General features: G+C 47.9%; 13 protein-coding genes. 8 read left to right on the top strand and 5 right to left on the bottom strand.

Going from position 1 to position 15,430, the window contains the following annotated elements:
* Window positions 1–75: 75 nt before the first annotated feature.
* The 5 genes from gyrA to dnaA all read right to left on the bottom strand — a co-directional run bounded on the left by gyrA (window position 76) and on the right by dnaA (window position 8,512).
* Window positions 76–2,583, bottom strand: coding sequence for a DNA gyrase subunit A (gene gyrA / locus FYJ65_RS05755; RefSeq protein ID WP_154554400.1), 2,508 nt, complete (start codon window positions 2,581–2,583; stop codon window positions 76–78).
* A gap of 86 nt (window positions 2,584–2,669) precedes the next feature.
* Window positions 2,670–4,613, bottom strand: a complete 1,944-nt coding sequence (gene gyrB / locus FYJ65_RS05750) for a DNA topoisomerase (ATP-hydrolyzing) subunit B (RefSeq protein ID WP_154554399.1) — start codon at window positions 4,611–4,613, stop codon at window positions 2,670–2,672.
* Between the two features lie 143 nt (window positions 4,614–4,756).
* Complete coding sequence (gene recF, locus FYJ65_RS05745) at window positions 4,757–5,851, bottom strand: DNA replication/repair protein RecF (protein WP_154554398.1); 1,095 nt, start codon at window positions 5,849–5,851, stop codon at window positions 4,757–4,759.
* Window positions 5,852–5,860: 9 nt separating this feature from the next.
* Window positions 5,861–6,967: a DNA polymerase III subunit beta gene (gene dnaN / locus FYJ65_RS05740; RefSeq protein ID WP_154554397.1), complete on the bottom strand. Its 1,107-nt coding sequence runs from the start codon at window positions 6,965–6,967 to the stop codon at window positions 5,861–5,863.
* A 195-nt stretch (window positions 6,968–7,162) separates the two neighbouring features.
* Entirely contained in the window at window positions 7,163–8,512 is a 1,350-nt protein-coding gene (gene dnaA / locus FYJ65_RS05735) for a chromosomal replication initiator protein DnaA (RefSeq protein WP_206157321.1), read from the bottom strand.
* Between the two features lie 348 nt (window positions 8,513–8,860).
* Between dnaA and rpmH the strand changes: the two genes are divergently transcribed.
* From rpmH to rsmG, 8 genes are read left to right on the top strand one after another with little or no spacing between them, the layout of a single operon-like run.
* Window positions 8,861–8,995 carry a 50S ribosomal protein L34 gene (rpmH, locus tag FYJ65_RS05730; protein WP_154554395.1) on the top strand — a complete coding sequence of 45 codons (135 nt, stop codon included), beginning with the start codon at window positions 8,861–8,863 and terminating at the stop codon, window positions 8,993–8,995.
* A 37-nt stretch (window positions 8,996–9,032) separates the two neighbouring features.
* Window positions 9,033–9,377: a ribonuclease P protein component gene (gene rnpA, locus FYJ65_RS05725; RefSeq protein WP_154554394.1), complete on the top strand. Its 345-nt coding sequence runs from the start codon at window positions 9,033–9,035 to the stop codon at window positions 9,375–9,377.
* 8 nt (window positions 9,378–9,385) lie between these two features.
* Window positions 9,386–9,616, top strand: a complete 231-nt coding sequence (yidD, locus tag FYJ65_RS05720; protein ID WP_154554393.1) for a membrane protein insertion efficiency factor YidD — start codon at window positions 9,386–9,388, stop codon at window positions 9,614–9,616.
* A gap of 14 nt (window positions 9,617–9,630) precedes the next feature.
* Window positions 9,631–10,392: a YidC/Oxa1 family membrane protein insertase gene (locus tag FYJ65_RS05715; RefSeq protein WP_154554392.1), complete on the top strand. Its 762-nt coding sequence runs from the start codon at window positions 9,631–9,633 to the stop codon at window positions 10,390–10,392.
* 3 nt (window positions 10,393–10,395) lie between these two features.
* Window positions 10,396–11,283: an RNA-binding cell elongation regulator Jag/EloR gene (gene jag / locus FYJ65_RS05710; RefSeq protein WP_154554391.1), complete on the top strand. Its 888-nt coding sequence runs from the start codon at window positions 10,396–10,398 to the stop codon at window positions 11,281–11,283.
* A gap of 57 nt (window positions 11,284–11,340) precedes the next feature.
* Window positions 11,341–12,708, top strand: coding sequence for a tRNA uridine-5-carboxymethylaminomethyl(34) synthesis GTPase MnmE (gene mnmE / locus FYJ65_RS05705; RefSeq protein ID WP_206157320.1), 1,368 nt, complete (start codon window positions 11,341–11,343; stop codon window positions 12,706–12,708).
* A 12-nt stretch (window positions 12,709–12,720) separates the two neighbouring features.
* On the top strand, window positions 12,721–14,643 hold the full coding sequence (mnmG, locus tag FYJ65_RS05700; RefSeq protein WP_235898210.1) for a tRNA uridine-5-carboxymethylaminomethyl(34) synthesis enzyme MnmG: 1,923 nt from the start codon (window positions 12,721–12,723) through the stop codon (window positions 14,641–14,643).
* Window positions 14,636–15,337: a 16S rRNA (guanine(527)-N(7))-methyltransferase RsmG gene (gene rsmG, locus FYJ65_RS05695; protein ID WP_154554389.1), complete on the top strand. Its 702-nt coding sequence runs from the start codon at window positions 14,636–14,638 to the stop codon at window positions 15,335–15,337. Before mnmG ends, rsmG begins: the two co-directional genes overlap by 8 nt.
* Window positions 15,338–15,430: the final 93 nt, after the last annotated feature.

Genomic DNA, 15,430 nt, shown 5'->3' with positions numbered 1-15,430 from the left:
GCATCTTTATAAAACCACAAAAAAATGGACGCAGAGCCGGACGTTTCCGACTTTGCGCCATTCTTTTTTTATTCATTAATCCAGAAGAGAAATTTGTTCACCCTCGGATTTCTTTTTTTCTGAAACCTTCGGCTTCTGTGCGTTCTCTTCATCATCCACAACCTTGGCCAAAGATACGATGTGGCTGTCTTCCTCCACCTTCATAATCTTTACGCCCTGAGTGGTTCTTCCGGACTTGGAGATTTCTTCTGCCCGAATTCGGATGATTACGCCGTTGGAGTTAATCAGCATCACTTCGTTCTCGTCCCGAACCAGCATTCCGCCGACCAGCGTACCGGTCTTGCTGAACTTGGACTTGTCGTAAGTAGCGATACCCTTACCGCCTCTGGTCTGGAGGCGATACTCATCCAGAGAGGTTCTCTTTCCGAATCCGTTCTCGGAAACTACCAGCATCTCCCGGGTTCCGTCGATATCCAGCTCCATAGAAACGACTTCATCGCCGTAATCCAGGTTGATGGCGCGAACGCCGGCTGCATTTCGGCCCATGCTTCGAACATCGTTTTCGTTGAAGGCGATGGCCTTACCCAGCTTGGTGATGACGTAGATATTCTCGTCGCCGTTGGACTGACTGACGGAAATCAACTTGTCGCCGTCCTTCAGGTTGATGGCGATGAGACCGTTCTTCCGAATGCTGTCGAATTCCGACATCGGCGTCTTCTTGATGGTTCCGCTTCGGGTGATCATTACCAGGTAGTTGTCCTGGGAGAATTCCTTCACCGGAATCACCGCGCTGACCTTCTCGCCCGAATTCAGGTTCAGGAAGTTGATGACCGGAGTACCCTTTGCGGTTCTGGATGCTTCCGGAACCTCGTATCCCTTCATCTTGTACACCTTTCCCATATCGGTAAAGAACAGCAGGTCATCGTGGGTGGAGGTGATGATCAGATCTTTGACAAAATCCGAATCCCGGGTAGTCAGTCCCAGAATTCCCTTGCCGCCTCGGCGCTGTGCCTTATAGGTGTTCTCCGGAACTCTCTTGATGTAGCCCATGTGGGTGAGGGTGATTGCCACATCCTCTTCATCGATCAGGGCCTCTTCATCCAGCTCTCCGTCGCCGTTCACCAGCTTGGTTCTTCTCTTATCTCCGTACTTCTTCTTGATTTCCAGAAGTTCGTCCTTGATTACGCCCATCAGCTTCTTCTCATCTGCCAGCAGTTCCTTGAAGTATGCGATTCTCTTCCGAAGCTCCGCCAATTCTTCCTCAATTTTCTCACGTTCCAAACCCTGGAGTCTGGCCAGTCTCATATCGAGAATTGCCTGTGCCTGCGCTTCCGACAAACTGAACCGAATCATCAGCTTTTCTTTCGCATCGTTATAAGCGGAACGGATAACCTTGATCACTTCGTCGATATTATCCAGCGCGATTACGTAACCCTCTAAAATATGTGCCCGTTCCTCTGCTTTTCTCAGATCGAACCGAGTTCTCCGCGTCACCACTTCCTTCTGGTGCTTCAAGTATTCGTCCAGAATCTGGTACAGATTCAGAATCTTCGGCTCGCCGTTTACCAGTGCCAACATGATCATGCTGTAGGAAGTCTGCAGCTGAGTGTGCTTGTACAATCTGTTCAGGATGACATTTGGATTCACGTCCTTCTTCAGGTCAATGACAATCCGAAGATTTCCTCGAGCGGACTCATCCTGAATGTTGGAAATTCCTTCTATCTTCTTATCCTTTACCAGCGCTGCCATGGACTCGATCAGCCGAGCCTTGTTCACCTGGTACGGAATGGAGCTTACCACGATACGGGTACGTCCCCGGCTTCCTTCCTCAATTTCGCACTCCGAGCGAACCAGCACCTTGCCGGTACCGGTACGATAGGCTTCTCGCGCACCTTCTTTTCCGATAATCTGCGCACCGGTCGGGAAGTCCGGCGCCTTGATGATTTTAATCAAGTCATCCACCGTGCACTCATCGTCGTCAATCATCTTGACGCACGCATCGATGGTCTCGCCCAAATTGTGCGGCGGAATGGATGTAGCCATACCTACTGCGATACCGTTGGATCCGTTAATCAGCAGATTCGGCACACGGGAAGGCAGAACCACCGGTTCCTGTTCCTCGCCGTCGTAGTTATCCGCAAAATCCACGGTTTCCTTTCCGATATCCCGAACCATCTGCAGGGAAAACGGGGACATTCTGGCCTCGGTATAACGAGAAGCCGCTGCACCGTCTCCATCCACGGAACCGAAGTTACCGTGACCATCCACCAGCGGATATCTGGTGGAGAAAACCTGTGCCATCTTAACCATGGCATCGTAGATAGAACTGTCACCGTGAGGGTGATATTTACCCATTACTTCACCGACGATACGGGCGGACTTCTTGTGCGACTTGTCCGGCGTAATTCCCAGAGCACTCAGGCCGTAGAGAATTCTTCTGTTAACCGGCTTCAAACCGTCTCGAACATCCGGAAGGGCACGTCCTACAATAACACTCATGGCGTAGTCGATATAGGAAGTCTTCATTTCCTCCGACATCTCATGGGTGATTATTTTGCTGTCTTCCAATAAATTCGTTGACATTCAATCTCCTTTATCTATACTTCTTCAGTATCTCAAGCTCTTCGCGATTTCCCATAAAAAGAATTTCGCAGATCACCGGATACCGACTATAAATCCAATGTGGCGTAACGCGCGTTTTCCTCAATGAACTTCTTCCGCGGCGGAACCTTGTCACCCATCAATGTGGTAATCATCTCATCCGCCTTTTCGGCATCATCTAAAGAAATCCGAATCAGGGTACGATGGTTGTAGTCCATAGTGGTTTCCCACAGCTGAGTGTAATCCATCTCTCCAAGACCCTTGTATCTCTGTATTTCCACCTTTGTCTTGCTGTCTTTCTCCCGAAGTTCGGCCAAGAGATCTTCCTGCTCCTTGTCGGAATAGGTGTACCAAGTCTCTTTGCCTCTCTTCACCCGGAACAGCGGCGGCTGTGCGGCATATACATAGCCTTCCTCAATCAGCGGTCTCATGAAGCGATAGAAGAAGGTGAGGAGCAGCGTCCGAATATGAGCACCGTCCACGTCCGCATCGGTCATGATGATAATTTTATGATAACGCAGTTTTGAAATATCGAAGTTGTCGTCGATTCCGCAGCCGAAAGCGGTAATCATATTCCGAATTTCCTGAGAATCCAACGCTCTCGCACGGGTTGCCTTCTCTACGTTCAGAATTTTACCTCTCAGCGGAAGCACCGCCTGGCGCGCTCTGTCTCTTCCTTCCTGCGCACTTCCGCCGGCGGAGTCTCCCTCCACCAGGAAAATTTCACAGATTTCCGGATCCTTTTCGGAACAATCCTTCAGCTTGCCCGGAAGCGATGTGCTTTCCAGTACGTTGGTTTTACGCGAGGTCTCTCGAGCCTTTCGCGCTGCTTCTCTGGCGTTGGCCGCGTTGATGCACTTGGTGACGATTTTCTTGGCCTGCGCCGGATGCTCCTCCAAATAAAAGTTGAAGTACTCGTTCATGCTGCTTTCCACAAAACCACGAACTTCACTGTTTCCAAGCTTTGCCTTGGTCTGTCCTTCGAACTGAGGATCCGTCAGCTTCACGCTGACAATCGCGGTAACGCCTTCCCGGCAGTCATCGCCGGTGAGGGAATCGTCCTTCTCCTTCAGCTGCTTGGTACGGCGAGCATAGTCGTTCAGCGTTCTGGTAATCGCCGCCTTCAGTCCCTGGAGGTGGAAACCGCCTTCAATGGTGTTGATGTTGTTGGCATAGGACATTACCGTTTCGTTGTAGTTTCCGGTGTACTGCAGTGCTACTTCCACTTCATACTCTTTGCCGGTGGCTTCGTCCTTCTTGTGGTTCTCGAAATAGAATACATCTTCGTTGATGACCTTCTTGTTTCGATTCATGAAGGTGACGAATTCTCGAATTCCGCCTTCGTAGCAGAAGCTTTCTTTCTTCTTCCGTCCCTCTCTCTTATCTTCGATGGTAATCCGGAGGCCCTTATTCAAAAAGGCCATCTCTCTCATTCGATTCTGCAGGATATCGTAGTCATAGATGGTTTCATCGAAAATTTCCGGATCCGGCCAGAAGGTGGTCTTAGAACCGGAACCCTCGGCCTCTCCCAGAACCTTCAGCTCGGTTACTCTTTTTCCCTGGAAATATTCCTGCTCGTACAGCTTTCCGCCTCTTTTTACCTCAACAATCATGTGCGTGGAGAGGGCGTTTACTACCGATGCACCTACACCGTGAAGACCACCGGATACCTTGTATCCGCCGCCGCCGAACTTACCGCCCGCATGGAGCTGTGTATGAATAACTTCAACCGTCGGCTTATGCTCCGTCGGATGCATATCCACCGGCATTCCACGGCCGTCATCGCATACCGTGATGGAATTATCTTCATTAATGGACAGCTCGATGTGTTTACAGAATCCGGCCAGTGCCTCGTCCACACTGTTATCCACGATTTCGTATACGAGATGATGCAAACCCTGAGATCCGGTACTGCCGATGTACATACCCGGTCTGACACGAACCGCTTCCAGTCCGTGAAGTACCTGAATCTGTTGGCCTGTATAGTCGCTTTTCTTTTTTTCTGCGCTCATTCAAACCTTCCTTTTATGATTAAAACAAACAAAAAATCGGTTATTTACATAACCGATTTATTCTACCATATTCGCGTCTTTTATTCAAGAATACCAAAATCACCATAAGGTATAATTTTGGCTTGTTTTGGCTTGATTTTAAATCATTTCAAGGTATTTTTAAACACAGTACCACTCTTCACAGAATAAACATTTCCCTTTGGCATTTTCTTCAGAATCCGATTGTTCACATCCGTGGTGGTAATGAAGAGCTGCACGTCTTCGATTTCTTGAAAAAGAAATGTCTGCCGTTCTTCATCCAGTTCCGACAATACATCGTCCAGGAGGAGCACCGGGTTTTCACCGATCACATCCCGAGCGATTCCGATTTCCGACAACTTCAGTGCCAAAGCGATGGTGCGATGCTGTCCCTGAGATCCGTACTTCTTCGCGTCCTTTCCATTAATCAGAAATTCCATATCGTCCCGCTGCGGTCCCAGACTGCTGTGCCCGCTATAAAGGTCTCGGTCTCTCGCCGCCACCAGCGCGTCGTATTGATTCTCTTCCGAAAGAGAACATAGATACCGGATTTCCAGATCTTCTCTTCCGCCGGAAATACTCTTCTGAATTTCCGCCGCTCTTTCCGAAAGTATGCGAATGAAATTTCTCCGGTACTTCACGATTTCCGTTCCGTATTTTGCCAGCTGCAGGTCGTAGATATCCAGCATGTTTTCGTCGATTTTCGAATTCTTCAGATTGTCCTTCAGCATGCTGTTCTTTTGGCGAAGGGCTTCGTTGTAAAGGCGAAGGCATTCGTAATAGCGGGGCCGAATTTGGGACAGCTCCTTATTGATGAAGTTTCTCCGCTTCTCCGGACTGTCTTTGATGATGCGAAGATCTTCCGGAGAAAAAACCATCACCACCAGATTGTTCAGCAGCTCTGCGGTTTTGCGGATGACTTTGCCGTCTTTTTTAATCATCTTTTTGCCGGTACGGTCCAGGATCACGGAAATGCTTTTATCCATATCCTCGCTCACCAGGTCCACCGTCACGCTGGCCCGCGGTCGATCCAGCATAACCATGTTGGCGGAATTCTGGGTGCGGAAAGATCGGGCGAAAGCGCAGAGATAGATGCCTTCGATGAGATTGGTTTTTCCCTGCGCATTCTCCCCAATAAAAACATTTCTAGAGCTGTCAAAAGACAGCTCTAGATTTTCGTAATTTCTGAAGTTGTGGAGTTCTACTTTTTTGACTATCATAAATTCTCACTAGTTGATTCGAATCGGCAGTGCCAGGTACAAATAACGCTCTCCCTGAAGAGGGCGGAAGATGCATGGGCTCACATTATCTCTCATGTAAAGAACCACTTCTTCATCATCGATGCTTCGGAGGATCTCCATCATGTAGCGGGAGTTGAATCCGATTTTCAGATCCTCTCCCTTCTGGATAATCTCAATCTTTTCATTCATATTGCCCTGATTGTCCAACGCCGAGATTTCAAGGAGATCGTCCTGTATATCGAACTTAATCATATTGTTGTTTTCCTTTTGAGTCAGGATGGATGCACGGTCAATGCTTCGAATCAGTTCATCTTTCTGAATTCGAACCTCGGTGGTGCTGTCTACCTTGATGATTCGTTTGTAATCGATGTATCTTCCGTTCATGGTATTCAGTGTTACCTTGGTTCCGTCAAAGAAAAATACCGCTTTTTCGTCTACCAGCTCCATGCGGATGGTTTCATCTCCGTCATCAGAAATGATTTTTGACATTTTGTTAAGCTGTTTTGCGGGAATGACCACCTTAAACGCATCGATGGAATCCTCCAGCGGTTCGTTGTAGATTGCCATTCGGAAGGCATCCACCGCAACCATGCGGAAATTGCCGTCGCCGATTTCGCAGAGGACGCCGGTAAGAATTCCATTGATTTCATCTGCGCTGGCAGAGAAGGCGGTTTTCCGAATCAGCTTTCGAACGGATTCTTTATTCAATGTGATGCTCTTCTGCGGTTCCTTCATCTGAACTTTCGGAAACTCCGTGGAATCGAAGCAGATGACTTCCGACCGGTAACGTCCGCTCTGAATCGATAGAACTTTTTTTACGGAATCGTATTCCATCATCACATCTTCTGACGGAAGTTTGCCGATGATATTCGCAAAGAGTGCGGCCGGTGCCACGAAATCCGCAATGCCGTCGCATTTTGCGGATAATTTGGATTCCACCACCATGAAGGTGTCGGTACCGGTGATGATCATTTCATCTTCTTTTGTTTCAATCAGTACGCCTTCCAGAATTTTTGAAGTGGACCGGGACGGAACCGCCTGGATGGCGTTGTTCAGAGCACGGTAAAGTTCGGATTTATTGCAATAGATTTTCATAACGATTCCTTTCGCGAGAGCATTATTATTAATATAAATAAATATAGTTATAGTAGTAGGGAGTGTCGATACTGTGGAAAACTCCCCGAATTCATAATTCTATGTGAGTAACGGGCTTTTTGGCTGAGGAAAAACCCGTACAAAAACTCTGTTATTCGAATGTGTATAACTTTTCCGCACCGCCCAAAAATGCGTTTATCGATGTTCTTTAATTTTTTTCTTCAGGGCATCGATATCCTTCCGGGTCTCCTCGTCGTTATCATACTGTGAGGTAATCTTGTTCACCGAATGAATGACGGTGGAATGGTGTTTTCCGCCGAAGAGTTCGCCGATTTCCGGCAGGGAAAGTTCGGTGTTCTCCCGGCAAAGGTACATAGCCACCTGCCGAGGGTAGGCAATTTCTTTATTTCTCTTGGTAGAATCCATATCGGAAACCTTGATTTTGTAGTATTTTGCCACGATGGACCGGATGCGTTCCGGGGCGATGCCGCCGTCGGAATCCTTGATGATGTTCCGAAGCGTTCTTTTTGCAAAAGCCACGTCGATGTGTTCGTCCAAGAGGTTAGAATAACCGGTGATGTTGTTGAAGGCGCCTTCCAGCTCTCGAATGTTGTCGGTGAATTTCTCCGCAATGAGGCAGCATACTTCGTACAGGTCGTCATCCCATTCCAGCTGCGCGTTTTCCGCCTTCTTTTTCAGAATGGCCACTCGGGTTTCGAAGTCTGCAGGCGTGATATCCGCAATCAGGTTCCACGCAAATCGAGTACGCAGCCGCTCTTCCAGGTTTACCAGTTGGTTCGGCGGACGGTCGCTGGAGATGACAATCTGTTTTTCGTCCTCGTACAGCGCGTTGAACGTATGGAAGAATTCTTCCTGGGTCTTATCCTTGTTCTCCAGGAACTGGATGTCGTCGATGAGGAGAACGTCGGCTTTTCGATACTTATTCTTGAAAGCACGCATTTTATTTTCGGAAATTGCCTTGATCAATTCGTTGGTGAAGGTTTCCGAAGATACGTACACGACGCGGGATTCCGGATCATTTTTGATAATATGGATGCCGATGGCCTGCATCAGATGGGTTTTTCCCAGGCCGGACCCTCCGTATATAAAAAGAGGATTGTATGCTTCCGCCGGGGATTCCGCTACGGCCAGGGCAGCGGCGTGGGCATACTTATTATTATTGCCCACCACAAAATTATCGAAGTTCAGTCGCGGATTGAACAGCTTGTTGGTGTCTTCGAATTTTTGAATTCTTTTCCGGGCAGCCAAAGCCGGCCGGCTCTCTTCCTGATATTCCTCCTCCAACTTTACCAGTACGCGGTAGCTCTGGCCGGTGACGTTCTCAAAACCCTGTTCAATCAGGTGCATATAACGCTTTTTGATCAGATTGACCGCAATATCGTTTTTTGTTGCAAGATAAATAATGTTCACATCTTCATCAATACGGTAGATGGAGAGGGATGTGAACCAGGTGTTGTAGCTGACCTCTGTGGTGTTTGCTTTTATGAATTGCAGGAATTGCTCCCATATCTTGTTAGTATCCAAAATGCTCTTTCTCCTTGTTGATAACATATTTTACATAAAATTTTCCACAATGACAAGTGGTCAGAAACGCCAAAAATCTAAATATTAGAGGGTACAAAAAGAATGTTATACACATGTTGTGGAAAAAATTATGCATAACTTTTTCGAAACACTAAATGTTGTGGTAATAAGCATTTTTGATACTTTTTTGAAAGAAAAAGATTTCATTTTTCGATATAATTCAGACTTTCATTGACTTTGAAGGCGGAAATCAGTATAATATTTTGATGTATGTACCCTTGGAATTTAGAAGGTACGGAATTTTATATCAACTTAGAGATATTGTAATATCGGAAGGAGAAAAGGAAGATGAAGAGAACATATCAGCCTAAGAAGAGACAGAGAATGAAGGAACACGGATTCAGAAAGAGAATGGCTACTGCTAATGGCAGAAAGATTCTGAAGAACAGAAGAGCAAGAGGCAGAAAGAAGCTGACTGCTTAATTCCCTTGAATGCTTGAAGCGGTTATTCGATAACAAAATGAAGTGCAGAAAAGAAATTCTTAGTAATCAGAGAAATTTCAACAATGTCTATCGAAAAGGTTCTTCCCGAGGAGGCCGATACGTAGTCGTTCTGTATAAGAAGAACCGACTGCCGGTTTCTCGAATTGCATTTGTTGCCAGCAAGAAGGTGGGCAACAGCGTATGCAGAAACAGAGCCAGAAGGTTGATGCGAGAATCCATCCGTACGATGGGACTGGAAATTCGGCCGGGATACGACATCATTTTCGTTGCACGAAATTCAATTAACGGAAAGAAGTGTCCGGAAGTACAGCGAACTTTAGTGAAGTCGCTGAAGTCTTGCGGATTAATTGAAGAGAAGTGATAAACGCGATGAAAGCAATCAGCAATTTTATCAAAAGTATTTTAATTTTAATGGTAAGAGGATATCAGCTGTTTATATCTCCGCTGTTCCCGCCGGCATGTCGGTTTACTCCTACCTGCAGTACTTATTTTATACAGGCGTTGGAGAAGTACGGTCCGATTAAAGGGAGCTGGCTGGGAATCAAGAGAATTCTGAGATGTCATCCGGGAAATCCCGGCGGATACGATCCTCTTCCATAGACAGGGAGAATTATATGGGAGTAATAGCGGTACCTCTTGGATACCTACTTACACTGATTTATAATTTCGTGGGAAATTATGGTATTTCACTGATTATTCTGACTGCAATCGTTAAGCTCGCGCTGTTCCCGCTGTATGTAAAGCAGATTAAATCCACTGCCAACATGCAGGAACTGCAGCCAAAGATGCAGGAGATTCAGAAGAAGTATGCACACGATCAGCAGAAGATGAACGAAGCGATGCAGGAGCTCTACGCCAAGGAGAAATTCAATCCGCTGGGTGGATGCTTGCCGATGCTCATTCAGTTTCCGATTATCATGGGTCTGTTTGCATTGCTGAGAAATCCAATGCAATACCTGAAGAGCGAAGATATGCTGTTCGCTGTACACGAATCTTTTCTTTGGATCAAGGATTTGGCTCAGCCGGATCTTTGGATTCTCCCAATTGCGGCAGCAGCAGCGACATATTTCTCGTTCACCATGACTCAGCAGCTTACCACTGCTGCAGGTGCTGAAAATGCACAGATGAAGTCCATGAACATGATGATGAAGTATGTATTTCCGCTCAGTATTCTGGTCATCGCCAGATCGTACCCGGCAGGTCTTGCAATCTACTGGGCCGGCGGTCAGACCATTCAGATTTTCCTGAACATTCGCATGAATAAGGTTCGGAAGGATTTGAAGGAGAAGGCGGATCGCGAAAAGCTTGTTGCCCGTGCGGAAAAAGAATTGAAAAGAAGACTGAATGCAACTTCTAAATTGAAAGGAAATCGTTAGAAAATGAGAGTTTCAGAAAAATGGGGAGGAGATGTTGACGCAGCGGTAGAGCTTGCGCTCAAGGAACTCAAACTCACCATCGATGAAGTCGATGTCGAAGTTCTGGAAGAATCCTCCAAAGGTTTCCTCGGCATAGGTTCCAAACTGGCAAAGGTCAGAGTTACAGCAAGGGAAGAGAAGTCGAATAAGAAGGAGAAGAGTTCCTTCGATGATATCGATAGAATCCTGGCTTCTTTACCTGAAAATCAGAAAGTAGAAGTTCCTGAGGAAATCAGAGAAGATTATGATAAGTTCGAGCAGGAAGAGATGGAAGATGCTCGAGCAAGTGCAAAAGCAAAGAAGAAAGACAGACATAGATCCAGAAACAACCGGGGTAATCGGAGAAAAGAGCATAAGGAACATCGTGCTGAAAGTTCCATGTTCGCCGATCTGAAGAACCTGGAGCCGGCAGAAGGTCATCCGGTGGAAACATTCCTTCGGGATGTAACCACAGAGATGGGCATCGATCTGGATTTCACCGTGAAAAGCGGAAATGGAATCGTCTATGTAAACATTACCGGTAAGGATACCGGAACCATCATTGGAAAAAGGGGTCAGACCCTGGATGCGATTCAGTATCTTGCCAGCATCGTTGCCAATAAGGAAAGCGATGAATACGTGAGAGTTATTCTGGACGCAGAGAATTACCGTTCCAAGCGGGAGCGTACACTGATGAACCTGGCGAACAGACTTGCCGGCAAGGTGGAGCGTTCCGGAAGAAGCATTACGCTGGAACCGATGAATCCTTATGAGCGTAAAGTAATCCACTCCACATTGCAGGATCATCCGTATGTGACGACTCGCAGTGAAGGAAAGGAACCGTATCGCCGGGTTATCATCGAGAAAAAGTAAAATGAAGGAATCTCGGTCCATCTCCGGATGACCGGGATTTTTTTTAAAGGAGAGAAAATGGGAGACACAATTGCAGCAATCGCCACGCCGCAAGGTGAAGGCGGAATCGGCATCGTCCGAATCAGCGGAGATGATTCACTGAATATCATGAAAAAAATTCTCCGTCCCTGCCCGGCGGAGGTGAAGCCTCGCTATGCTTATTACGGGAATATCGTGAATCCGGAAAACGAGAATGTCATCGATGAAGCCATCTGCTTGTACATGAAGGCCCCGCATTCTTACACTTGTGAAGATGTGGTGGAAATTCAGGCACACGGCGGCATCGTTTCCATTCGGTTGATTTTGCGGACGGTGTTGGACTGCGGTGCTCGCATGGCGGAGCCGGGCGAATTCACGAAGCTTGCATTTCTCAACGGCCGGATGGATCTCGCCCAGGCGGAGGCGGTCATCGATGTGATAAAAGCAAAGAGCGAAATGCCGTTGCAGATTGCCGAGCGTCAGCTGAAGGGGCGCCTCGGTACGGAGATTTCCGAAATTCGGGAAAGTCTGCGGGATGTGCTGGCTCAGATGGCTGTGAATATTGATTTTCCGGATGAAGATATCGAGCAGGTGGAATCCCAGCGGTTCTGTGAAGATTTGAGCAAAGTGAAGGAAAAGGTTCAAAATCTTCTGGATACATGCGATAACGGTCGAATTGCGAAAGAAGGAATCCGCGTGGCCATTGTTGGAAAGCCGAACGTGGGGAAATCCTCCTTGATGAATGCGCTGCTGGGAGAAAACAGAGCCATTGTAACGAATATTCCCGGAACCACCCGGGATACCATTGAGGAAAGCGCCACCATTCACGGTCTTCCTTTGGTACTGACGGATACTGCGGGAATTCGAGAAACGGATGACGTGATAGAGCAGATGGGAATTCAGAAATCCCACGAAGAGATGGAAGCGGCGGATCTGGTGGTTCTGGTTTTGGACGGAAGCAAAGCGTTGTCTCCGGAGGATGTGAAAATTCTGAATCAAAATAAAGGGCAGCGAGTTCTTGTCGTTCTGAATAAGAACGATCTGGGTGAAGCGGTCTCTCAGGATGAAGTGAAGGATATTCTTCCGGAAGCGGAAATTGTGCAGACGTCTCTTCTCCGTTTAAATGGTGCGGATGCGGTAACTCATCGAATTCAAGAGATGTTTCTGGAAGGCATTCAGAATATGCAGGAGAGAAACATCGTTACCAGCGAAAGACATCGGGATGCTTTGAACCGGGGAATGGAATCCATCGTGGATGGAATGAATCTCCTGGAAATGGGGGAATCTATTGAAATCTGTGAGCTTCAAGTTCATAATGCATATGAGGCACTGGGTGAAATTATCGGCGAAACGGCCGGTGATGAGATTTTGGACACGGTGTTCTCCAAATTCTGTCTGGGTAAGTAACAGGAGCGTTAAATGACATCAAAAGAGATTAATAAAGATACCATTCCGGTAATGGGAGAATATGATGTAATCGTGGTAGGTGCCGGACATGCCGGCTGCGAGGCGGGGCTGATTTCTGCGCGCATGGGAATGAACACCTTGCTGCTGTGCATCAACCTGGAATCCGTGGCCATGATGCCCTGCAATCCGTCCATCGGCGGAACGGGAAAGGGACACTTGGTGTGCGAAATCGATGCGCTTGGCGGCGAGATGGGATTGAACATCGACAAAACCTTTCTTCAGAGCAAGATGCTGAATACCTCCAAGGGTCCTGCGGTACACTCCCTTCGGGCACAGGCGGATAAAACAAAGTACCACCTGGAGATGAAGAAGACCATCGAAAAAGAACCGAACCTTCATCTGAAACAGGCGGAGGTCATCGACCTTGTCATCGAGGATGGAAGTATTCAGGGTGTCATCACCCGCACCATCACCCGCTACAATGCGAAAGCGGTGATTCTTTGCACCGGAACATTTCTGGGAGGTAAAATATTTATCGGTGATTCCGCATTCCGGAGCGGCCCGAACGGCTTGGCTGCTTCCACGGATTTGGCGGAAAAACTCTACGAATACGGATTTCCGATGCGGCGGTTCAAAACCGGCACGCCGGCCAGAATGCTGGGAAAAACCCTGCATTACGATCGCATGAAGGAACAGTCGGGAGATGAAGAAATCGTGCCGTTTTCTTTTATGAATGAAGGTAAGGATATCGGAACGAATCAAATTTCTTGCTGGCTATCCTATACGAACGAGGAGACGCACCGGATAATTCTGGACAATCTGGACAAGTCGGCTATGTATTCCGGCAACATCGTGGGGGTGGGGCCGCGGTACTGCCCGTCCATTGAGGATAAAGTGTCTCGTTTCCGGGATCGGGAGCGGCATCAGCTTTTCGTGGAGCCGGAGGGGTTGGATACCGATGAGATGTACATTCAGGGAATGTCGTCCAGTTTGCCGGAGGATATTCAGCGGGAGTTCTACCATTCCATCCCGGGGCTGGAGGACGGCGAAATCGTTCGGCCGGCCTATGCCATCGAATACGACTGCATCGATCCTCAGAGTTTGAAGCCGTCTTTGGAGAGCAAGGTGGTGAAGAATTTGTTCTGTGCCGGACAGTTTAACGGCAGTTCCGGTTACGAGGAAGCGGCGGCCCAGGGGCTGATGGCCGGAATCAATGCGGTTCGGAAGCTTCAAGAGAAGGAACCGCTGGTACTTGGACGGGATCAGGCGTACATCGGCGTGCTGATTGATGATCTGGTGACCAAGGGAACCAACGAGCCGTACCGTATTATGACTTCCCGGGCGGAATACCGTCTGCTACTGCGTCAGGACAATGCGGACCGGCGTCTTACGGCGCTGGGTTATGAATACGGTTCCGTCAGCGAGGAGCGTTATCAGAAATTCTTGAAAAAAAAGGCGAACGTAGATGCGGAGCTTGCACGCATCGAGAAAAAAACAGTTTCGAATAGGATTCAAAATGAATTTCTTTCCAGGCACGGAAGTGCCGAATGCGACCGAGGGCTCTCCTTCGGTGAAATGATGCGCCGTCCGGAAATTCATTATGCGGATACAGCAGAGATTGATGACGAGACCAGACCGGAGCTGACTCGAAACGAGCGGTATGAAGTAGAAGTAAGAATTAAGTACGATGGATATATTCAGAAGCAGATTGCTCAAGTAGAAAAGATGAAGAAGCTGGAAAGCAAACGGTTGGATGATTCCATCGATTACAACAGCATTGGCGGTTTGAGATTGGAAGCGCGCCAGAAGCTGACGGAGATTCGTCCGATTAATCTGGGGCAGGCCAGCCGAATTTCCGGCGTGTCTCCGGCGGACATCAATGTTCTTCTGGTATATCTGGAGAAAGAGAACAGAAAGAGGTCGACAAATGAGTAAAGCCTATGAGCGGCTGGAGCAGCAGGTAGGGGAAGAAAAAGCGGAATTGATGATTCACTATATGGATGAGATTTTGCGGATGAACGAGCATATCAACCTTACCGCCGTTCGGGATCCGGAAGAATTTATCGTAAAACATCTGCTGGATTCTCTGGGGTGTGTGGGGTCTCCGGAATGGGAAAAGGCCGATACGATTGCAGACGTGGGGACCGGTGCCGGGTTCCCCGGAGTTCCGTTGGCCGTCATGGCACCGGAGAAAAAGATTTTCCTTATCGATTCCCTTCAGAAAAGACTGCGTGTAATTGATGACATTACCCGGTCTCTGGATATTCAGAATACCACGACATTCCATCTTCGTGCCGAAGAGGCGGGACAGAGCAAGGAACATCGGGAGCGGTACGATCTATGCGTATCTCGAGCGGTTGCTTCCATGAATGTTCTGGTGGAATGGTGCCTGCCCCTTGTTAAAGTAGGGGGGACCTTTGTGGCGTACAAGGGCGAAAAGGCAGAAGAAGAAATTAAGGAGGCGGAAAAAGCAATTCGACTTCTTGGCGGAAAGATTGACCGAATCGAAACGGTGAATCTGGAAGATGAATCTGCGGAGAACCACGCGTTGGTGTATATAAAGAAAGTTAAAAAGACGCCGGCGAAGTTCCCGAGAAAATCCGGAACGGCTCGAAAAGAACCGCTGTAGCAAAGCTGTAGAAAAATGAGGGGGTGTGTTTCATGTGAAACATGCTCCCTCTTTTTTTGCACTTTTGCTCGTGAATTGCCGACGTATTTGTTG

Origin of the sequence: Mogibacterium kristiansenii (assembly GCF_009695905.1) — a bacterium.
Lineage (GTDB): Bacteria > Bacillota > Clostridia > Peptostreptococcales > Anaerovoracaceae > Mogibacterium_A > Mogibacterium_A kristiansenii.
The sequence above is the reverse complement of the archived record's forward strand: the minus strand, read 5'-3'. Positions and strand labels throughout refer to the sequence as shown.

Excerpts from the sequence above, each read along its gene's own strand:
- gyrA (WP_154554400.1), bottom strand. The coding sequence starts at position 2,583 with ATGTCAACGAATTTATTGGAAGACAGCAAAATAATCACCCATGAGATG.
- gyrB (WP_154554399.1), bottom strand. The coding sequence starts at position 4,613 with ATGAGCGCAGAAAAAAAGAAAAGCGACTATACAGGCCAACAGATTCAG.
- recF (WP_154554398.1), bottom strand. The coding sequence starts at position 5,851 with ATGATAGTCAAAAAAGTAGAACTCCACAACTTCAGAAATTACGAAAAT.
- dnaN (WP_154554397.1), bottom strand. The coding sequence starts at position 6,967 with ATGAAAATCTATTGCAATAAATCCGAACTTTACCGTGCTCTGAACAAC.
- rpmH (WP_154554395.1), top strand. The coding sequence starts at position 8,861 with ATGAAGAGAACATATCAGCCTAAGAAGAGACAGAGAATGAAGGAACAC.
- rnpA (WP_154554394.1), top strand. The coding sequence starts at position 9,033 with ATGAAGTGCAGAAAAGAAATTCTTAGTAATCAGAGAAATTTCAACAAT.
- yidD (WP_154554393.1), top strand. The coding sequence starts at position 9,386 with ATGAAAGCAATCAGCAATTTTATCAAAAGTATTTTAATTTTAATGGTA.
- FYJ65_RS05715 (WP_154554392.1), top strand. The coding sequence starts at position 9,631 with ATGGGAGTAATAGCGGTACCTCTTGGATACCTACTTACACTGATTTAT.
- jag (WP_154554391.1), top strand. The coding sequence starts at position 10,396 with ATGAGAGTTTCAGAAAAATGGGGAGGAGATGTTGACGCAGCGGTAGAG.
- mnmE (WP_206157320.1), top strand. The coding sequence starts at position 11,341 with ATGGGAGACACAATTGCAGCAATCGCCACGCCGCAAGGTGAAGGCGGA.
- mnmG (WP_235898210.1), top strand. The coding sequence starts at position 12,721 with ATGACATCAAAAGAGATTAATAAAGATACCATTCCGGTAATGGGAGAA.
- rsmG (WP_154554389.1), top strand. The coding sequence starts at position 14,636 with ATGAGTAAAGCCTATGAGCGGCTGGAGCAGCAGGTAGGGGAAGAAAAA.